This is a genomic window from Aeromonas sp. HMWF014, assembly GCF_963878295.1.
Lineage (GTDB): Bacteria > Pseudomonadota > Gammaproteobacteria > Enterobacterales > Aeromonadaceae > Aeromonas > Aeromonas popoffii.
This window is the reverse complement of sequence record NZ_CAWNYS010000322.1, coordinates 1-20334: the sequence shown is the minus strand read 5'-3', so window position 1 is coordinate 20334 and position 20334 is coordinate 1. Positions and strand designations below refer to the sequence as shown.

General features: G+C 60.0%; 17 protein-coding genes and 2 pseudogenes. 13 read left to right on the top strand and 6 right to left on the bottom strand.

Annotation, left to right across the window (positions count from 1 at the left end; all coding sequences use genetic code 11):
* Positions 1–53 precede the first annotated feature (53 nt).
* From rimP to AAC083_RS13530, 8 genes are all read left to right on the top strand, one after another.
* Positions 54–512: a ribosome maturation factor RimP gene (gene rimP, locus AAC083_RS13565; protein WP_042035804.1), complete on the top strand. Its 459-nt coding sequence runs from the start codon at positions 54–56 to the stop codon at positions 510–512.
* Between the two features lie 14 nt (positions 513–526).
* Positions 527–2029, top strand: coding sequence for a transcription termination factor NusA (gene nusA / locus AAC083_RS13560; protein ID WP_042035803.1), 1503 nt, complete (start codon positions 527–529; stop codon positions 2027–2029).
* A 20-nt stretch (positions 2030–2049) separates the two neighbouring features.
* Entirely contained in the window at positions 2050–4746 is a 2697-nt protein-coding gene (infB, locus tag AAC083_RS13555; RefSeq protein ID WP_042035802.1) for a translation initiation factor IF-2, read from the top strand.
* Positions 4747–4801: 55 nt separating this feature from the next.
* Entirely contained in the window at positions 4802–5236 is a 435-nt protein-coding gene (gene rbfA / locus AAC083_RS13550) for a 30S ribosome-binding factor RbfA (protein ID WP_042035801.1), read from the top strand.
* Between the two features lies 1 nt (position 5237).
* Positions 5238–6197 (top strand): tRNA pseudouridine(55) synthase TruB, encoded by a 960-nt coding sequence (gene truB, locus AAC083_RS13545; RefSeq protein WP_042035800.1) that lies wholly within the window; start codon positions 5238–5240, stop codon positions 6195–6197.
* A gap of 144 nt (positions 6198–6341) precedes the next feature.
* A complete protein-coding gene (gene rpsO, locus AAC083_RS13540; protein ID WP_005317514.1) occupies positions 6342–6611 on the top strand; it encodes a 30S ribosomal protein S15 in 270 nt (89 codons plus the stop codon).
* A gap of 168 nt (positions 6612–6779) precedes the next feature.
* Complete coding sequence (gene pnp / locus AAC083_RS13535) at positions 6780–8921, top strand: polyribonucleotide nucleotidyltransferase (RefSeq protein ID WP_108536868.1); 2142 nt, start codon at positions 6780–6782, stop codon at positions 8919–8921.
* A complete protein-coding gene (locus tag AAC083_RS13530; protein ID WP_339735959.1) occupies positions 8854–10275 on the top strand; it encodes an MDR family MFS transporter in 1422 nt (473 codons plus the stop codon). Before pnp ends, AAC083_RS13530 begins: the two co-directional genes overlap by 68 nt.
* Here AAC083_RS13530 and AAC083_RS13525 read toward each other — a convergent pair.
* Together AAC083_RS13525 and AAC083_RS13520 are read right to left on the bottom strand one after the other, a co-directional pair.
* Complete coding sequence (locus AAC083_RS13525) at positions 10272–11354, bottom strand: protoglobin domain-containing protein (RefSeq protein WP_108536866.1); 1083 nt, start codon at positions 11352–11354, stop codon at positions 10272–10274. The two genes, AAC083_RS13530 and AAC083_RS13525, sit on opposite strands and share 4 nt — an antisense overlap.
* 132 nt (positions 11355–11486) lie before the next feature.
* Positions 11487–11840, bottom strand: a complete 354-nt coding sequence (locus tag AAC083_RS13520; RefSeq protein WP_108536865.1) for a DsrE/DsrF/TusD sulfur relay family protein — start codon at positions 11838–11840, stop codon at positions 11487–11489.
* Between the two features lie 56 nt (positions 11841–11896).
* On the opposite strand from AAC083_RS13520, the pseudogene AAC083_RS13515 reads away from it, so the two are divergent.
* A pseudogene (locus tag AAC083_RS13515) lies at positions 11897–12279 on the top strand (DUF1090 domain-containing protein).
* Positions 12280–12344: 65 nt separating this feature from the next.
* On the opposite strand, the gene fumC reads toward AAC083_RS13515, so the two are convergent.
* The 4 genes and pseudogenes from fumC to AAC083_RS13495 all read right to left on the bottom strand — a co-directional run.
* Positions 12345–13739, bottom strand: coding sequence for a class II fumarate hydratase (fumC, locus tag AAC083_RS13510; protein WP_108536864.1), 1395 nt, complete (start codon positions 13737–13739; stop codon positions 12345–12347).
* 123 nt (positions 13740–13862) lie between these two features.
* A complete protein-coding gene (gene pepE / locus AAC083_RS13505; protein WP_108536863.1) occupies positions 13863–14603 on the bottom strand; it encodes a dipeptidase PepE in 741 nt (246 codons plus the stop codon).
* Positions 14604–14769: 166 nt separating this feature from the next.
* Complete coding sequence (locus AAC083_RS13500) at positions 14770–16140, bottom strand: endonuclease/exonuclease/phosphatase family protein (protein ID WP_181364749.1); 1371 nt, start codon at positions 16138–16140, stop codon at positions 14770–14772.
* A 90-nt stretch (positions 16141–16230) separates the two neighbouring features.
* A pseudogene (locus AAC083_RS13495) lies at positions 16231–16743 on the bottom strand (IS630 family transposase); the annotation flags it as partial.
* Positions 16744–16966: 223 nt separating this feature from the next.
* On the opposite strand from AAC083_RS13495, the gene AAC083_RS13490 reads away from it, so the two are divergent.
* From AAC083_RS13490 to AAC083_RS13475, 4 genes are all read left to right on the top strand, one after another.
* Positions 16967–17881 carry a LysR family transcriptional regulator gene (locus tag AAC083_RS13490; RefSeq protein ID WP_108536862.1) on the top strand — a complete coding sequence of 305 codons (915 nt, stop codon included), beginning with the start codon at positions 16967–16969 and terminating at the stop codon, positions 17879–17881.
* 3 nt (positions 17882–17884) lie between these two features.
* Entirely contained in the window at positions 17885–18784 is a 900-nt protein-coding gene (locus tag AAC083_RS13485) for a LysR family transcriptional regulator (RefSeq protein ID WP_108536861.1), read from the top strand.
* A 140-nt stretch (positions 18785–18924) separates the two neighbouring features.
* Positions 18925–19554: a glutathione S-transferase family protein gene (locus AAC083_RS13480; RefSeq protein WP_108536860.1), complete on the top strand. Its 630-nt coding sequence runs from the start codon at positions 18925–18927 to the stop codon at positions 19552–19554.
* 57 nt (positions 19555–19611) lie between these two features.
* Positions 19612–20334: pyridoxamine 5'-phosphate oxidase family protein (locus AAC083_RS13475; RefSeq protein WP_181364748.1), on the top strand; the 723-nt coding region annotated here is incomplete at its 3' end.

The window sequence follows — 20334 nt, the reverse complement described above, 5'->3', positions numbered from 1 at the left end:
AATCGATCTCTATCTGGGCTTTATGCCCTTTTTTTGTTTTTCGGAGGGTGACTTTGGCTACGTTGGAACAACGTTTGACCGATCTGCTCGAGGCTCCGGTCGTTGCCTTGGGTTTTGAACTTTGGGGTATTGAGTTTATCCGCGCGGGTAACCACTCCACTTTGCGTGTCTTTATCGACAGCGAGAATGGTGTGACTGTCGAGAACTGTGCTGAAGTCAGCCATCAGGTTGGCGCCATCATGGATGTCGAGGATCCCATCACAGAAGAATACTTCCTGGAAGTATCCTCCCCTGGTCTGGATCGTCCGCTGTTCAAGGTTGCCCAGTTCGAAAAATACGTTGGCCAAGAGGCGGCGGTGCAGCTGCGGATGGCAACAAATAACCGCCGCAAGTTCAAAGGCGTAATCAAAGCTGTGCAAGGCGACATGATCACCCTGACAGTAGATGGTAAGGACGACGTGTTGGCTTTCACCAATATCCAAAAAGCGAACATAGTGCCGAACTTTGGTTAACGAGGCTATCGGATATGAATAAAGAGATTTTGCTGGTCGTTGACGCAGTATCCAACGAGAAAGCTGTGCCCCGCGAGAAAATTTTCCAGGCTCTGGAGACCGCGCTGGCGACTGCGACCAAGAAGAAATATGAAGGCGAGATTGAAGTTCGGGTCGAAATCGATCGCAAGACCGGTGACTACGATACCTATCGTCGCTGGGTTGTTGTGGCCGATCAGGCTGCAATGGAAAACCCGTACGGTGAAATCACCCTCGAAGCCGCTCAGATCGAGCAGCCCGAGATCCAGCTCGGTGACTATGTAGAAGACCAGATCGACTCTGTGACCTTCGACCGTATCACCACCCAGACCGCTAAACAGGTTATCGTGCAGAAAGTGCGCGAAGCCGAGCGTTCCCAAGTCGTTGACCAGTTCAAGGACAAGGAAGGCACCATCATCAGCGGTGTGGTCAAGAAGAGTAACCGTGACAACGTGATCCTGGATCTGGGCAGCAATGCCGAGGCCGTGATCTTCCGTGACGACATGCTGCCGCGCGAGACGTTCCGTCCGGGCGATCGCATCCGTGGCCTGCTCTACGCCGTGCGTCCCGAAGCCCGTGGTTCCCAGCTGTTCGTCAGCCGTTCCAGCCCGGACTTCCTGAAAGAGCTGTTCCGCATCGAAGTACCGGAGATCGGTGAAGAGATGATCGAAATCATGGGCGCCGCCCGTGACCCGGGCTCCCGCGCCAAGATCGCGGTGAAGACCAACGATCGTCGTATCGACCCGATCGGTGCCTGTATCGGCATGCGCGGTGCCCGTGTGCAAGCTGTCTCCGCCGAGCTGAGTGGTGAGCGTGCCGACATCGTTTTGTACGATGACAACCCCGCCCAGTACGTGATCAATGCCATGGCGCCCGCCGATGTGGCCTCCATCATAGTGGATGAAGACAACCACACCATGGATATCGCCGTGGAAGCCGCCAACCTGGCCCAGGCCATCGGCCGCAACGGTCAGAACGTGCGTCTTGCTTCCCAGCTGACCGGTTGGGAGCTGAACGTCATGACCGTCGAGGACATGCGTTCCAAGCACCAGGCCGAGAACGATCGTATCCTGACCCTGTTCACCAGCGCCCTGGACATCGACGACGATTTCGCCGGTCTGCTGATGGAAGAAGGCTTCTCGACTCTGGAAGAGATCGCCTTCGTACCCGTCAATGAGCTGCTGGCCATCGACGGTCTGGACGAGGACATGGTGGAAGAGCTGCGCAAGCGTGCCAAGGATGTCCTGACCACCAAGGCCCTGGCCAAAGAAGAATCCTTCGACGGCGTAGAACCTTCCGAAGACCTGCTCAATCTGGCTGGCCTCGGTCGCGACATGGCATATGCCCTGGCCGCGCGTGGTGTCGGCACCCTGGAAGATTTGGCAGAGCAAGGTATCGACGACCTTGCCGACATTGAAGAGCTGACCGCTGAGAAAGCCGGTGAGCTGATTATGGCTGCTCGCAATATCTGTTGGTTCGGAGAAGAGCAGTCTGAATAAGATCAAACGGAGGAAAATGAATGGCAGAAGTATCAGTCAAACAACTTGCCACTGACATCGACACACCGGTTGATCGTCTTCTCCAGCAGTTTGTCGATGCCGGTATCAGCAAGAGTAAGGCCGACGACCTCGTCAGCGAGTCTGAAAAACAGACTCTGCTGGCTCACTTGAAAAAACAGCATGGAGGTGACGAGATCACCGCACCAGCCCGCATGACTTTGCAGCGCAAGACCAAGAGCACCATCAGTGTTCAGGGGACTGGCGGCAAGAACAAGGAAGTGCAGGTTGAAGTGCGCAAGACTCGCACCTATGTAAAACGCTCGGCGCTGGAAGATGAACAGCGCCAGGCGGAAGCCGAGGAAACAGCGCGTTTGGAAGCAGAAGAAAAAGCTCGTAGCGAGGCCGAGAACAAGGTTCGTCTCGATGCTGAAGAGAAGGCTCGCCGTGAGGCTGAGCAGGCTCGTCGTGAAGCTGAGGAAAAGGCGCGGATCGAGGCACAATCAAAGGCTCGACAGGCTCCACAGCCCGCCAAAGCAGCCAGTAGCACAGCTCAGCAAGAGGCAGAAAAGATGGCCAAGCGCGAAGCAGAAGAACTGAAGCGCCAACAGGAACAAACAGCTTTGCAAAAAGCAGAAGAACTCGCCGCCAAGAAAGCCGAAGAGGCTCGTGTAATGGCGGAACAGAACGGCCCTCGCTGGGCTGAAGAAGAAGCTGCTCGCGCCAAAGAGAGCAGTGACTATCATCTGACCACCAACAAGCATGCGCAAGCCGCAGAAGACGAGTTGGACCGGAAGGAAGAGACCAGCCGTCGCACCGCCGCCGCCGCCGTTAAGGCGCCGAAAAAGGCCGGTCGTCGTGAAGATGATCGCGATTCCCGCAACCCGCGTGCCCGTAAAGGCAAGCGCGGCAAGGTGGCCATGCCCAATGCCATGAAGCACGGCTTCAACAAGCCGGCTGCCGTGGTTAACCGTGACGTCGTCATCGGCGAAACCATCACTGTGGCCGAACTGGCCAACAAGATGGCCGTCAAAGGCGTGGAAGTCATCAAGGCGATGATGAAGATGGGCGCCATGGCGACCATCAACCAGGTGATCGATCAGGAGACCGCTCAGCTGGTCGCCGAAGAGATGGGTCACAAGGTTGTGCTGCGTCGTGAGAACGAGCTGGAAGAGGCGGTACTGTCCGATCGTGACGAGACCTCCGAAGCCAAGCCGCGTGCCCCTGTCGTGACCATCATGGGTCACGTCGACCACGGCAAGACCTCGCTGCTCGACTACATCCGTAAAGCCAAGGTAGCTGCTGGCGAAGCCGGTGGTATTACCCAGCACATCGGTGCTTACCACGTCGAAACCGACAGTGGCATGATCACCTTCCTGGATACTCCGGGTCACGCTGCGTTTACCTCCATGCGTGCTCGTGGTGCCAAGTCGACCGATATCGTCGTTCTGGTTGTTGCTGCCGATGACGGCGTCATGCCGCAGACCATCGAAGCTATCCAGCACGCCAAGGCGGCTGAAGTGCCCATCGTGGTTGCAGTCAACAAGATCGACAAGCCTGAAGCGGATCCGGATCGCGTCAAGACCGAGCTGGCCCGTTACAACGTCATGTCCGAAGACTGGGGTGGCGAGAGCCAGTTCGTTCACGTCTCCGCCAAGTCTGGCGAAGGCATCGACGACCTGCTGGAAGCCATCCTGATCCAGTCCGAAGTGCTCGAATTGAAAGCGGTTGTCGATGGCATGGCCAGTGGCGTCGTGATCGAATCCTTCCTGGACAAGGGTCGTGGTCCGGTTGCCACCGTGCTGGTACAAGAAGGTACTCTGCGTCAGGGCGACATCGTACTGTGTGGTCTGGAATACGGTCGTATCCGTGCCATGCGCGACGAACTGGGTCGTGAAATCAAGGAAGCGGGTCCATCCCTGCCGGTGGAAATCCTGGGTCTGTCCGGGGTGCCGTCTGCCGGTGATGAGGCCACCGTTGTACGTGACGAGAAGAAGGCCCGTGAAGTGGCGCTCTATCGTCAGGGCAAATTCCGCGACGTCAAGCTGGCTCGCCAGCAGAAGTCCAAGCTGGAAAACATGTTCGCCAACATGACAGAGGGCGAAGTGTCCGAAGTGAACGTGGTGATCAAGGCCGACGTACAGGGTTCGGTGCAAGCGATTTGCGATGCGCTGGTTCAGCTCTCTACCGACGAAGTCAAGGTCAAGATCGTGGGCTCGGGTGTTGGTGGTATCACTGAAACCGACGCTACTCTGGCCGCGGCTTCCAGCGCCATCCTGGTAGGCTTCAACGTCCGTGCCGACGCATCTGCGCGCAAGGTCATTGAGTCCGAAAGCCTGGATCTGCGTTACTACTCCGTCATCTATGATTTGATCGACGAAGTGAAGCAGGCCATGAGCGGCAAGCTTGCTCCTGAGTATCGTCAGGAGATCATCGGTCTGGCTGAAGTGCGTAGCGTCTTCAAGTCTCCGAAGTTCGGCGCGGTTGCCGGCTGTATGGTTACCGAAGGTGTGGTCAAGCGTTCCAACCGTATCCGTGTTCTGCGCGACAACGTGGTTATCTATGAAGGCGAGCTGGAATCCCTGCGTCGCTTCAAGGATGACGTCAACGAGGTCCGTAACGGTTACGAGTGTGGTATCGCAGTCAAGAACTACAATGACGTACGCGAAGGCGACCAGATCGAAGTTTACGAGACCATTGAAATTCAACGGACTCTGTAAGCCAAGAGTTAGACAAAATAGGGGGCCGCGGCCCCCTTTTATCGCAGGATAGAATATGGCCAGAGAATTCAGCCGGACCAACAGGGTCGGCCAGCAGATCCAGCGCGAAATCGCGTTGATCTTGCAGCGTGAGGTCAAGGACCCGCGTATCGGCATGGTAACCGTCTCGGACGTGGAAGTGTCCAAGGACCTCAACTATGCCAAGGTTTATGTCACCTTTTTGCAACTGGAGAACGACGCCGACCGCATCAAGGAAGGGCTCAAGGGCCTGACCGAAGCGGCTGGCTACATCCGCAGCCTGCTTGGCAGTGCCATGCGCTTGCGCGTGGTGCCCGAGTTGCGTTTCTACTACGACCAGACCCTGGTCGAGGGGATGCGTCTCTCTAACCTGGTGACCAACACTGTGCGTGAAGACAAACGTCGCATGGCCGAAGCTGGCCGTGAAGAGGACGAAGCCGCACCTGATGATACTACTGAGGATAAAGCCTGAGATGTCTCGAAGACGTCGTTTCAAGGGCCGTGACGTACACGGTATCTTGCTGCTGGACAAGCCGACCGGTCTGACCTCCAACGATGTGTTGCAGAAGGTCAAGCGGATCTACAATGCCGCCAAGGCCGGCCACACCGGCGCCCTGGATCCACTGGCGACCGGCATGCTGCCGATTTGCCTCGGTGAAGCCACCAAGTTCTCCCAGTATCTGCTGGAAGCGGATAAGCGCTATGAGGTGACCGCCAAGCTGGGTGAGCGCACCAACACCAGCGACTCCGACGGCGAGGTGGTTTCCACCCGTCCGGTGAACGTGGCCGTGGGTACCCTGATCGAGTCGCTGGACCAGTTCCGTGGCCCCATCATGCAAGTGCCGTCCATGTACTCAGCCCTCAAGCACAACGGTCGCCCGCTCTACGAATATGCCCGTGAAGGCATAGAGATAGAGCGGGAAGCCCGCCCCATCACGGTATTTGAGCTCAAGCTCATCAGCTTTGAAGGGGATGAGGTCAAGCTGGAGGTGCACTGCAGCAAGGGCACCTATATTCGCTCCCTGGTGGACGATCTGGGGGAAGTGCTGGGCTGTGGCGCTCACGTCACCCAGCTGCGCCGCACCCAGGTGGCCAGCTATCCCTATGAGCGGATGCTGACCCTGGAACAGCTCGAGTGCATCTTCGAACAGGCCAAGGCTGAGAGTATCCCGCCACGGGAGCAGCTCGATCCCTTGTTGCTGCCGATGGATACCGCCGTGGCCGCGCTGCCCGAAGTGAACATGCTGGCGGCGGTGGCCGCTTATGTGAACCAGGGGCAGGCCGTGCAGGTTGCCGGGGCGCCGCAAGGTGGCCAGGTACGCATGACGGTCGGTCCTGAGCGTGAGTTCATCGGTGTGGGCGAGATAGACGACGAAGGGCGGGTAGCCCCCAAGCGTCTGGTGCGCTACCACGACGACCGCGACGAGGAGTGATCCTCGGGCGGTATCAGGGCGTCTTTCCCGCTGCGCCTCTTTCCCGTTGCGAAATGTGGCGGGGACGATTATGATACCGCCCTCATTTCACGGCTGAATTAGAGATTGGCTGTGAACCTTTAAACACTCTACTGGAGTAAACTCATGTCTCTAAATGCTGAGATCAAAGCTTCCATCGTTGCTGACAACGCTCGTTGCGCCAACGACACTGGCTCCCCCGAAGTGCAGGTTGCCCTGCTGACTGCCCAGATCAACCATCTGCAAGGTCACTTCAAAGAGCACGCTAAAGATCACCACGGTCGTCGTGGTCTGCTGCGCATGGTTTCCCAGCGTCGCAAGCTGCTGGACTACCTGAAGCGTAAAGATGTTCAGCGTTATGCTGCTCTGATCGCCAAGCTGGGTCTGCGTCGTTAATCGACCATCAGATTTCGCGAAAAAGGGGAACCTCCGGGTTCCCCTTTTTTATTGCGCGTCGGGCTGTCGCCGGCGTCACAGAATTTGTGTGATTGCTTACCTTTTGATTCGAATCAAGTATACTTGCACGCGAATTTAAAGAGCCAAATTGTAAAAAAGGAAATTCACGTGAATCCTATTGTAAAGTCATTCCAGTACGGTCAACACACCGTCACTCTGGAAACCGGTGTGATGGCCCGTCAAGCCACTGCGGCCGTTATGGTCAGCATGGACGATACCTGTGTATTTGTGACCGTAGTCGGTAAGAAAGAGGCCGATCACGGCCGTGATTTCTTCCCGTTGACCGTCAACTACCAGGAGCGTACCTATGCTGCTGGTCGTATCCCGGGTGGTTTCTTCCGTCGTGAAGGCCGTCCGAGCGAAGGCGAGACCCTTACCTCCCGCCTGATCGACCGTCCTATTCGTCCGCTGTTCCCGGAAGGCTTCCTCAATGAGGTTCAGGTGGTTGCCACCGTCATGTCCGTGAACCCGCTGGTTTCCCCGGACATCGTTGCCATGATCGGTGCCTCTGCTGCACTGGCCATCTCCGGCATCCCGTTCGGCGGCCCGATTGCGGCTGCTCGCGTGGGTTACATGAACGGTCAGTATGTGCTGAACCCGACCACCGCCGAACTGCCGCAGAGCGATCTGGACCTGGTGGTTGCCGGTACCGCCAACGCGGTACTGATGGTGGAATCCGAAGCGGCCATCCTGTCTGAAGAGACCATGCTGGGCGCCGTCGTTTATGGCCACGAGCAGATGCAAGTCGTGATCAACGCCATCAACGAATTCGCCGCCGACGTGGGTACCCAGCCGTGGGATTGGACCCCGCCTGCGACCAACGAAGCGCTCAAGGCCAAGATTGCCGAGCTGGCTACAGCTGAACTGGGTGAAGCCTACCGCATCACCGAGAAGGCTGTGCGTTACGCTGCCATCGGTGCCATCAAGCAGCGCGTGGTTGAGCAAGTGATCGCCGCCGGCGTGGAAGACGATGCCAAGAAGATTGGCGAAGAGTTCCACAGCCTGGAAAGCCGCATCGTTCGTGGTCGCGTAGTACGTGGCGAGCCGCGCATCGACGGTCGCGATCCGGAAATGATCCGTGCCCTGTCTGTTGGCACCGGTATTCTGCCTCGCGCTCACGGCTCTGCCCTGTTCACCCGTGGTGAGACTCAGGCCATCGTGGTTGCGACTCTGGGTACCGAGCGTGACGCCCAGAACATCGACGAGCTGGCTGGCCACCGTGCCGACCGCTTCATGCTGCACTACAACTTCCCGCCGTACTGCGTCGGTGAAACCGGCATGATGGGTAGCCCCAAGCGTCGTGAAATCGGTCACGGTCGTCTGGCCAAGCGCGGCGTTGCTGCCGTGATGCCGAGCGCCGCCGAGTTCCCGTACGTGGTGCGTGTGGTGTCTGAAATCACCGAATCCAACGGCTCCTCCTCCATGGCCTCCGTCTGTGGTTCCTCCCTGGCGCTGATGGACGCGGGTGTGCCGATCAAGGCCTCCGTTGCCGGTATCGCCATGGGTCTGGTGAAGGAAGAAGAAGGTTTCGTCGTGCTGTCCGACATCCTGGGTGACGAAGATCACCTGGGCGACATGGACTTCAAGGTGGCCGGTACTACCCAGGGTATCACTGCGCTGCAGATGGACATCAAGATCGAAGGCATCACCAAAGAGATCATGGAGATTGCCCTCAAGCAAGCCCGTGGTGCTCGCCTGCACATCCTGAAAGTGATGGACGAAGCCATCCAGGCGCCGCGCAGCGAAATCTCTGACTTTGCCCCGCGTATCCACACCATCAAGATCAATCCTGAGAAGATCAAGGACGTGATCGGCAAGGGTGGTTCCGTGATCCGTGCGCTGACCGAAGAGACTGGCACCAACATCGAGCTGGATGATGACGGTACCGTCCGCATCTCCGCCGTTGCCAACGAAGCCGCCATGGAAGCCATTCGTCGCATCGAGGCCATCACAGCCGAGATCGAAGTGAACCGCATCTATGAAGGCAAGGTTGTGCGTCTGGCCGACTTCGGTGCCTTCGTCAACATCCTGCCGGGTAAAGACGGTCTGGTACACATCTCCCAAATCACCGATGCCCGTGTGCAAAACGTGGCCGACTTTCTGAAGATCGGTGATGTGGTGAAGGTGAAGGTACTGGAAGTGGACCGTCAAGGCCGTGTGCGTCTCTCCATCAAGGAAGCGAATGCACCGACTGAAGCCGCCGCACCGGTTGCTGACGTGGCTGTTGCCGAAGAGCCGACTGCCGAATAAGGGCTGCCGTGCTGTTCAAGAGCCGACCTCAGGGTCGGCTTTTTTGTGCCTGCTCGGCAGAAAAGTTGTTTCTTATGAAGCCCTCTGTTACAACAATGGGCTCCCCGCGCGACGGGTAACAAGGATCAGTATGATGTCGTGGGCCCTCCTCAGGCAGTTTCCCCCACTGGTCTGGACCGTGATCCTGGGCACCTTCATGGTGCGCACCAGCTATTACATGGTCTGGCCCTTTCTCTCGATCTTGCTCTATCGGGAGTATGCCCTCTCGGCCACCAGCATAGGGGCCATGCTGGGAGCGAGTGCGGCGATCTCCACCCTGATCAGCTTCTACGGCGGCTGGCTGTCGGACCGGCTGGGGCGGCGCAATATATTGCTGGCCGGCTGCCTGGTCGCGCTGCTTTGCTATGGTCTGCTCGGCGTCTCCCACTCAGTGCTCTGGCTCGGAGTCGGGGTGATAGGCAGCGGTCTCTCCTCCGGTCTCATAGATGCTCCGGGCAAGGCGCTGATGGCCGATAGCCTCGCCTCGGCCAAGGCGCGCGAGCTGGCGCTGCATATGCGTTACTTCCTGCTCAACCTGGGGGCGGCGATAGGACCTCTGCTTGGGGTGACTCTGGGCATCAGCGCCCAGCAGCAGACCTTCCTGCTGCTCTCCGGTAGCTATCTGCTGCTGGGGGCTGCTTTCGTCTGGGGCTTTCGCGCGCTGAACGAGGAAGAGCGGCGTGCAGGCGGCCTGGGTCTGCGGGCCGCCATCAAGGTGCTGTGGCTGGATCGGGGCTTTCTGCTGCTGGTGATGGCGAACCTGCTGATGGTGCTGGTCTACTCCCAGTTTCACTCTCCCCTGGTGCAGTACCTGACTCAGGCCGAGACCCCAGAGGTGGCGCGGCTGGTCGCCATTCTGGTGACGCTCAATGCGCTGACTGTGGTCGTGCTGCAATTCCCGCTGCTGCATCTGCTCGCCCGCTGGCCGGGCAAGGTGCGACTGCAGCTTGGCATCATGTTGTTTCTGGGGGCTCAGGTGCTGTTTGCGCTGGGGGATCCCGCACAGTGGTCGCACTGGATCGGGGCCGTGCTGCTGCTGAGCGTGGGGGAGACGATTCTGTTCCCGCTGCTCAACGTGCTGATCGATCAGATGTCGCCCCCTCATCTGAAGGGGAGCTATTTCGGCGCCGGTGCGCTGGCCGGGTTGGGCGGGGCCATCGGGGCCATGTTGGGAGGCTGGATCCTGGAACGATGGAGCGGGCAGTCACTCTACATACTGATGGCGCTGTTCTGCATGCTGACCTTTCTGTTGTACGAGTGGGGCGCGAGGATCCCGCGCCCCGAGGTGGCGAAAGCCTGTTCCCGCGAGGGTTAATGGGTCTCCTTCTGGTTGACTTGCTTCATCGCCCTCTTGGCGGCATACATGCGCTCGTCGGCCAGCCGGATCAGGCTGTGGCCCTCGTCGAACTGCATGGGGCCGGTCTGCACCATGCCGATGCTGAGAGTCACATCGTCGACCTGTTCCTTCAGGGCATTGGTCAGGCGCTGGAGGTAGACGTTTCTGGCTTGGTCTTCATTGCAGTTGGGCAGGATCAGGCAGAACTCATCCCCGCCGTAGCGAAAACAGTAATCCTCCGCCCGTGACACCTTGCGAATGCAGTCGCCGACGATGCGCAGTATCTCATCGCCCCGTTGGTGTCCCTGGGTGTCGTTGATCTGTTTGAAGTCGTTGATGTCGAGGTAGGCGATGACCACGGGCTCGGCGCGGCGCTGGCAGGTACGCAGGGTGCGGGTCAGGTTCTCCTGCAGGTGGCGCACGCTGAGCAGGCCGGTGAGGGAGTCGGTCCGGCTCATCTCCTCCAGCTGCTGGGTACGCTCCCGCACCTTCTCCTCCAGCGTCCTGGCGTAGATCTCCGACTTCTCCTTGGATGACTCTATCTCCGAGACCAGGCTGCGGATATAGGTCTCGAACACCAGAGTAATGTCGAACAGGAACAGCTTGTCGAGGGCGGTCAACATGGCGATGCGATCCTGCTCATGCTCAATCTGGGTGAAAATATCCTCGATAAGCAGCCCCTTGAGGGTGTTGATGGCCGCCAGATAGAGTTTGGGCTCAACCCCGATCCGTTTGTGCACCAATCCGATCCGCAGCCGGTTGTTGACGTACTCCAGGTCATACAGGCCGCTAAACAGATCGAGGATATAGCGACGCTGAGCCGTTCTAAGTCTGGTGAGTGTATCGGCATCACCGATCAGTAGCGCGATTTCGGTGATCCCGGTCTGCATTTCATAGAACTTGTCGACCAGTGCATCTATGTGAGGCTCTATATTGGGGCGATAACTGGCGAGCCGGGAGAAGTCATCCTCATTCAGCAGCAACAGCTCCTTGCGGTGAGCAATGTCGAACTCTGTGATCCGCATCTGTTCCAGCAGAGTTTGTTCGGTTGGATTCATGGCAGTTCCCTGAACGAAAATGAAGGCGCGCACGTTTATCTAATTGACAGTGTAGACATTAACAGCAGGGGGCAGGTTTTCAAATGGCGCAGGTTTGTTGCAGATCAACGGCTGCGCCCATTTATTTATGCACTAGAAGGTCAGTACCTTGTCGGCTGCCAGGGTCCACTGGGCCAGCAGCGGCAGGGTGCCGATCTCGATCCCCTCAATGAGCGGCAGGGCTGTGATGCCGCGGGCATCGGTACAGGTCTTGCAAAGGCGGATGATGGCACCCTGTGCCAGCAGGATCTCTAGCATCTGGCGCAGGTTGTACCCCTCGGCTGGTACTTGTCCTGCCAGTGCGGCGCCGACCGCATCGGACATCAGAAACAGTTGCAGGCTCACACCTCCCTGCTCATTGAGGGCGATGGCCAGCCGCAGGGCGTTAAACAGGGATTCGCTGCCGTAGGGGGCGCCGTTGGCAATGATGACAATACGTTGATTCATGAAAGACTCCATCCTGAAAGCCGCTATTGTAGACTCGCCGAAGCCGCGCTGGCGTGATGTTGCACAAATTCTGTCGTAACCGGTTGGCACACGGCTTGGCCCGCCTGGATGCTGGCTGCAAGGCACAGCAACAGGCCGTGGCGGATCAGCGGGTCTTCGCCAAGGCGCACAACAACGGGGATCAGGTTGCCGAGCTCAAACGGGCGGTGCGCAACATCGAGGCTCACTGCACCGAGGCGGACCTGTTCAAGGAGCAGTAGCAACGGGTGGCCGAGCGGAAAGAGGGGGTGAACGAGCGGCTGCTCGAGCTGGAAACGGTGCGGGTGTGGGCAAACCTGACAAGATCGCCAACAAGCAGACCAAGCGGGAAGAAGCCCGGATCCGTTTGCTGGCAGCCCAGAACGAGCGAGATGCATTGAGCAAGCTGCTCACTCCCTGACTGCCGTCTTGCAGAATGAAAAAGTCGGGCATGCCCGACTTTTTGCTGTTCAGTTGTCCCTCATTTCATGTTCTCCGTCGACCGACCATGTTGGCCGGCACCACCCAGGCATCGAACTCCTGCGCCGTGAGATGGCCGGAGGCGATGGCGGCCTCCCGCAGGCTGATTCCCTCGTGGTGGGCACGCTTGGCTATCTCGGCCGCGTTGTCGTAGCCGATGTGGGGGTTGAGCGCCGTGACCAGCATCAGGGAGCGGGCCAGCAGCTCATCAATGCGTGCCCGGTTCGGCGTGATACCGATGGCGCAGTGATCACAGAAGCTCTGCATGCCATCGGCAAGCAGGCGTACGCTCTGCAAAAAGTTGTGGGCAATCAGGGGGCGAAACACGTTCAGCTCGAAGTTGCCGCTGGCACCGCCTATGGTGATGGCCACGTCGTTGCCCATCACCTGGGCACACAGCATGGTCAGCGCCTCGCACTGGGTCGGGTTGACCTTGCCGGGCATGATGGAGGAGCCGGGCTCATTTTCCGGGATCAGCAGCTCCCCCAGTCCGCTGCGGGGGCCGCTGGCCAGCCAGCGCACGTCATTGGCGATCTTCATGAGCGACGCGGCCAGTGCCTTGAGGGCCCCGTGGGCATGCACCATGGCATCGCTTGCCGCCAGCGCTTCGAACTTGTTGGGGGCGCTCACCAGTGGCAGGCCCGTCTGCTGTGCCAGGGTGGCCGCCACCTCGTCGGCAAAGCCGGGTGGCGTATTCAGGCCGGTGCCGACGGCCGTGCCTCCCAGCGCAAGTTCGCACAGATGGGGCAGGGCGGCCCGAATGTGGCGCTCCGCCTGTTCCAGTTGGGCGACCCAGCCGGAGAACTCCTGTCCCAGGGTGAGCGGGGTGGCGTCTTGCAAGTGGGTGCGGCCAATTTTGACTATGTCGTCGAAGGTGTGGGCCTTGCGCGCCAGGGTGGCGCTCAGGGTGAGCAGGGCGGGCAGCAGTTGCAGCGTGATAGCACTGACGGCTGCCAGGTTCATGGCGCTCGGGAAGACATCGTTGCTTGACTGGCTCTTGTTCACCTCGTCGTTGGGGTGCACCAGACGCCCTTCGCCGCGCGGGCCACCGAGCAGTTCGCTGGCCCGGTTGGCCAGCACCTCGTTGACGTTCATGTTGGTCTGGGTGCCCGAGCCTGTCTGCCAGACCCTGAGTGGAAACTCTTCCTCGTGCTGGCCGCAGAGGACCTCATCGGCGGCGCTCATGATGGCTTGGGCCGTGCGAGCGGGCAGCAGCCCTTTGGCGTGGTTGACCCTGGCACAGGCAGATTTGATGCGCGCCAGAGCGTGAATAAGCTCCATGGGCTGACGCTCCCCCGAGATATCGAAGTGGTGGAGGGAACGCTGGGTCTGGGCCCCCCATAGCCGCTCGGCCGGAACGGCTATCTCCCCGAAACTGTCGTGTTCTATCCGTGTCGTCATTGCATCCTCCCGCCGAAAAGAAAAGGGGCGAGGGAATATCCCTTGCCCCTCACAGCATGGCAAACCACAGGCTCGGCCGCTCAGAATGGCGCCTCACGCAGGCGTGCCCTCTTGCATCATGGTTCAGCCGTGGGGGCGAAACGCCGTCAACGCCGCCAGCGGGCTGGCATCCATGCACTCCTGAGTCGCCTCGCCGTGCTTGAAGATCTTGAAGCCTTCGCCGCGGGCGCTCCAGTATTCGAGGGTGTCGCCGCTGCTCTCGCCACTTATTTGGAGCAGGCTGGCTTCGCGCAGGGCCACCACATGTTCGCTCGGGTTGATGGCGCAGAACTCTGCCAGACGTTCATCGCGGGTCTCCCCCATGTGGCCGCTGATGCTGGCATCCAGATAGTGGGGGTTGATCTGCAGCGGGAACAGGCCTAGCGCAGGCAACACGGCGGCGTTGCACACCGGCATGTCGTTGGTGGTGCGAATGCTCGGGGTTGCCACGTTGCAACCTGCGCTCCAGCCCACATAGGGCACGCCCCGCTCGCGCACGGCGCGCTGGATTGGCACAACCAGGCCATTTTCGTGCAGCAACTGGTTGAGGCGCCAGGTGTTGCCACCGCTGATAAAGATGGCCTCCGCCTGCTGGATTGCGTCCACAGGGTCGTCGAACTGATGGATGCTGATCGCTTCCACCCCCAGGCTCTCGCCAAGTTCATTGGCCCTGGCATCCCAATCGCTGCGGATCACCGCGTAGGGTATGAGCAGGATGCGCTTGACCTGTTTGCGGGCGAGCAGGGTCTGCACCCGCTCCCGGGCCCAGCCGAGCAGACCCTGGCATTCGGTGGCTTTACCGTTGCTAAGAAGAAGCAGTTCCATGAACAGTGTCCTCATGAGTGAAAGCGGAGGAGGCGTCACCAGGGCGTGGCATGGCGACAGGAGCCCCGATTCTAACCCGATTGGCGACCGGGTTCTGTGATCGGTTCATCTATCCCGATGAGCCTGCCGCTGGTCCGCCCATTCACGAAAGATGGAAACAATCAGGTTAGTCGAGCTTGAAGTCGACCCACACCAGCCGGTGATCCGAGCTCACGCCCTTGGCGATGCCCAGCTTGGCGTCGTACACCAGGTGGTAGCCGGGCTCGAAGCTGGCGGGCCAGAACACGCCGGAGGCGACCGCGTTCAGGTTGGCGGAGGGCAGCAGGTGATCGAGCTGCAGGCCGCTGCTGCTGGTGATGCGCTCCGGGGTGGGGCGGTTATTGTTGCGTTTGCACTGATCCGGCTGGCTGGCGAGACACTCGGGGCCGCCCTGGCTGACCGGTATGATGGCGCCGTTGGTGACCGCCTGATTGACCAGCACATGGTTGTGCAGATCCTGAATGGCGGTGAGATCCCCATCGCCAATCTGGGGATCGGCGTTGAGATCCCCGGCGATGACGAATTTGGCACCTTGGGGCAGGCCGCCGGCCTTGCCTGCGTCATCCACCATGTAGCTGGCCGTTTCCACGTAGTCCTGCCAGAAGGCGACTTCGGCGCGGTTGTGTTTGACGTTGTGGCGCGCCGCGTTGCCGAAGATGGGCGGAGTCGGGTGGGAGACGAGGAAGTGGATCACCTCCTCCTGGTTGCCGCGTTTGATGCGCACCGGCACATCGGCGTGATTCTTGGACGAGAGCGGGAACGCCTGCCAGGCGGCGTCGTCATACCAGGCATCGCCACACTGGCGGCCTGCCGGGATCTTGGCATTGGGGTTGTTGCAGTCGTCGATGACAGGGTTCTGCTCGCCCGGCATCTCCTTCCACTTGAAGTGCTGGAAGGTGCGGATCTGCTTGGTGTCGATGGGGTGCTGCGACATGACGGCGAAGGCGTACTGGCCGTGGTAGTTGCCAAAGCCCCAGCCATCGTCCGGGCCGCTGCCCACCTTGCCATCCAGGTTGAGGTCATGGCCGCTCATCAGGCCGGTGTTGGTGGCGAAGTTTTGCAGCACAGGGTAGCGGATGGCGGTCACTTCGTTGTGCTGAGCGTGGGCCAGGTAGTTGTCGTTGAACGCCGTCAGATCGGCGGTGCCGGCGCCTTTGCCGTCGTTGTCGAACTCGTTGAGCAGGAAGACATCCGGCCGGGTGCGCTGGATAATCTCGGCGATATTGCGGATCTGCTGCACGTCCTTGGCGCGGGTGATCTCGTCCTTACCTAGGCTGCCGTCCCCTTGCTGGTAGCGGGTCAGCAGGGCGTCCTGCTCGGCGCGGGTCAGGGCCAGTTCCCCGCTCAGCATGCCTGGAGCGGTGCGATCAAAGGAGAGGTTGAAAGTTGCGAAGCGAACCATGGGGGTCGGGGTCTCGGAGTCATGTTGGCTGTTACAGCCTGCCATCAATCCGAGGGAAATGGCAGCGGCGAGTAGGGACTTGCTGATATTTTTCATTGTAATATTCCGTAGCATCAATAAGTTATATCTGGTTTTTACGAGCGTTGAGGCGCGCCCATTATAGGGAGCCCGCCCCGGGCTGGGCGCCGGATGAGCCAAAGTTTGAGTCCCAAGGCTATCATTGATGGCCGTCATTTTGAGCTCTTTTTGAGGATTGCGAATGTGCAAAGTGGGCGCGCCGGCGCTAGACAATACCCAGCCGTGGCAGCCAGCGCCCTATGGTTGAAGCATGTAATTTCAGGTGCCAATTCCGTTTCAGTTCAGACGCCATCAGTTCGGTACTCCAAGGCGAGCGCTGATATCCTAGCTCCTGAGGTGACAACTGGATCAACAGCAGCAATAGACCCGAGATGTGAGCAAATGGCAGTACCGGCTTGCGCCCCCAAAGCTCGCTTTCAAGCTCCTCAAGGCTGTATAAGGTGTACCAGTTCACCCAGATGAGCGAGCGGCGGCAGTGAGCCTGGAAACAGCCGAGACACTGTGCCCGTCAGCGACGAGCAAGATGGTGTTGAGTTTCCGGCAGAGATCTTTATCTTTGGTCCGATGCATCTTGTTGATGATCCTGCGTCGCTCATCATGGTCGGGCAGTGTTAGTATCATTTCGGGCTCGGCTCGTTTGTCGTTTGGTTGATTTGGCGATTAATCAGGACGCACAAACGACGTAGAGTTCCATTCTTTACCCGGATAAGTGGTCTACATTTCGGAACGGTTATTTAGCTTCCCGAAACGCGCCCCTGCGATATGAACTTTTCAACGGGATGAAGATGTAAGTCTAAGCACAGCACTAACAGTGCAGACTGTGGCCTCACATGAGGAGCCCAATATGGACCGCTTTCAGGAAATGCAGGTGTTTCTGGCCGTTGCCGAGGAACAGGGGTTTGCCGCCGCAGCAAGCAGGCTGAACATGTCGCCGCCCAGCGTGACCCGCGCCGTGGCCGGACTGGAAGAGCGCATCGGCACCCTGCTGCTGAACCGTACCACCCGCAGCATGAACATCACCGAGGCCGGTCAGCGTTATGCCGAGGACTGCCGGCGCATCCTCGCCGAACTGGAAGAAGCCGAAGAGTCTGCCGCTGGCAGCCATGCCATGCCGCGGGGCCAACTGACGCTCACGGCGCCCTTGTTGTTTGGCGAGCTGTTTGTTACCCCGTTGATGGTCGACTTCCTGGAGCAGCATCCTGCCGTGCAGATCCGCGCGATGCTGGTGGATCGGGTGGTGAGCATGGTTGATGAAGGCATTGATGTGGCCGTGCGGATAGGCAACCTGCCGGACAGCGGCCTGAATGCGCTGCGGGTCGGTGAAGTGCGCCGCGTGATCTGCGCGTCTCCGGCGTTTCTTGATGCCCATGGCCGCCCGACGCACCCTGAACAATTGCAGCAGTTGCAGGTGGTGGGCTCGGCCAGCAGCCCGCTGCTCAGCGACTGGCAATTCGAAGACAACGGCAGCCTGCTCAACGTGCGCCTGCAACCACGGCTGGTGGTCACCGCCAATCAGGCGGCCATCAATGCCGCCGCATTGGGCTGGGGCCTGACCCGGGTGCTGAGTTATCAAGTGGCGGCCAAGGTCGCCAGCGGCGAACTGGAAATCGTCCTACAGGAGTTTGAGCAGCCACCGCTGCCCGTGCATGTGGTCTATCATGGCGGGCGCAAGGTGGCGGCCAAGGTGCGCGCCTTCGTCGACTTCTGCGAACAACGCCTGGGCCAGGATCCGGCGCTCAATCCACACTGGTCGAACTGAGTCATGGATCGCCAGCAACAGATGCAGGTGCTCCTTGTGGTCAGTCAAACGCTGAGCCTGGCCGCCGCCGCACGCCAGTTGGGACTCTCCGAGCCGACCGTGACCCGCGCCATCGACGCCCTAGAAGCACGGTTAAATCTGGCACTGCTGCAACGCAGCACCCGGGGCGTGTTGCTCACCGAAGCGGGTGAGCGTTTTGCCGCGGACTGCCAGCGCATTCTCGCCGAGGTACAGGAGGCCGAAGCCTCGGCCAGTGGCCTGCACAGTCAGCCCCGCGGGCATCTGACGGTCAGCGTGCCCCTGCTGTTCGGCCAGGAACTGATGCCAGCCATCCTGCTCGATTACCTGCAGCAGTACCCCGAGGTGCAGCTGTATGTCCGCTATCTGGACCGCCAGCCGAACCTGCATGAGGAAGGCGTCGATGTGGCCATTCTGGCCGGCGACCTGCCCGACTCCTCGTTGTTCGCCCTCAAGGCCGGGCAGATACGCCGCGTGGTCTGCGCCAGCCCCGCCTACCTGGCACGCTTGGGCACACCCACGCATCCCGAGGAACTCTCACGGCACCGCATTATCCATTCCAGTGCCGATGCCAGGCTGACCGAGTGGCGCTTTCAGGTCGAGGGCAGACTGCGGCATTACCCGCTTCGCCCGCGGTTGAGCTGCACCTCCAATCAGCCAGCGATTCTCGCAGCCTGCGCCGATGGCGGGCTAATACGCTGCATGAGCTATCAGGTGCATGAGCGTTTTCAACGTGGCGAGTTGGTCGAGGTGCTACAGGCGTTCGGCTTACCCGAACTGCCGGTGTATGTGGTCTATCGCGAAGGACGGCGCGCTGCTGCGCGGGTGCTCAGCTTTGTTGATTTTGCGGTGGGCCGTTTGCGCGAGCACCCGGCGCTGCGCTGAGCGACGCTTTTATTTCATTTTACGTAATAATGAATTGCTTTTTCTGGTGATTCTACGATTTGGCTAGGTAGCTCAGTATGGTTCACACAACACGGCACACTCGGTGTCGCTGTTTCACATAGCTAACTGCGGAGTTCACCATGTCCAAGCCGATCAAACTTTTTCGTCATCCCCTCTCCGGTCACGCTCACCGTGTGGAGTTGTTCCTCTCGCTGCTGAATGTATCGACCGAACTGGTGTTCGTCGATCTGGCCAAGGGCGCGCACAAATCGGCCGAATTCCTGGCCATGAACCCCTTCGGCCAGGTGCCGGTAATCGATGATAACGGTGTGGTGCTGAGTGACTCCAACGCCATCCTGGTGTACTTGGCGAAGAAGTACGACACCAGCGGTCAGTGGCTGCCCAAGGAGCCGCTGGCAGGTGCGCAGGTACAGCACTGGTTGTCCATCGCCGCTGGACCGATCGCCTCGGGGCCGGCCACCGCGCGCCTGATCACTGTGTTCGGCGCCCCCTACGATGCAGCGTCGACCATCGCCCGCACCCACGCCCTGCTCAAGGTGATCGAGCAGGAGCTGACCAGCCGCCCGTACCTGACCGGAAACCTGCCGACCCTGGCCGATGTCGCCAGCTATACCTATATCGCCCATGCGCCGGAGGGTAATGTGTCGCTGGCCGACTACCCGCAGGTGCGTGCCTGGCTGGCGCGCGTCGAAGCCCTGCCGGGCTTCGTACCGATGCAACGCACCGCCGTCGGCTTGCAAAGCGCCTGACTCACCCCCGGCGCGGCCATCGGCCGCGCCGGCCTTTTCATTCAGCGGAGCCTTGCCATGACCAGCCCACAGCCGACCAATTTATCTCCCTGGCACGCCGGGGAAAAGCAGTTACAGGAGCGAGTGGGTGCTGCCGAGCGTATGGAAGCATTTGGCCGGCGGGTGATCCGCGACCATATGCCCGACCAGCACCGCGATTTCTACCGGCAACTGCCGTTCCTGCTGCTGGGCTCGGTAGACGCCCAGGGGCGCCCCTGGGCCAGCATCCTCGAAGGTCCGGTCGGCTTTGCCCATTCCCCGGAGCCACACCTGTTGCGGCTGGATAGCGTGCTCGGCGCGGGCGATCCGGCCGCGCAGGCGCTGCAAGACGGTGCGGCCGTCGGCCTGCTGGGCATCGAGCTGCATACCCGTCGGCGCAATCGCCTTAACGGTAATGTGGTCGGGCGTGACGCGCAGGGCCTGGGCATCGCCGTGGATCAGGCGTTCGGCAACTGCCCGCAGTACATCCAGCTGCGCCAGCACCTGCTGCCCGTCAGCCAACCCCTGCCGGCCGTGGTGGCCGAGCAACTGGACCATCTGGATGAGCCGGCGCAGCAGATGATTGCCGGTGCTGACACCTTCTTTGTCGCCAGCTATGTCACCCTGGAGGATGGCCGGCTGGCGGTGGACGTTTCCCACCGGGGCGGCCAGGCCGGGTTTGTGCGGGTGCAGGGCAACCGCCTGAGCATCCCGGATTTTGCCGGCAACCTGCACTTCAACACCCTCGGCAACCTGCTGCTC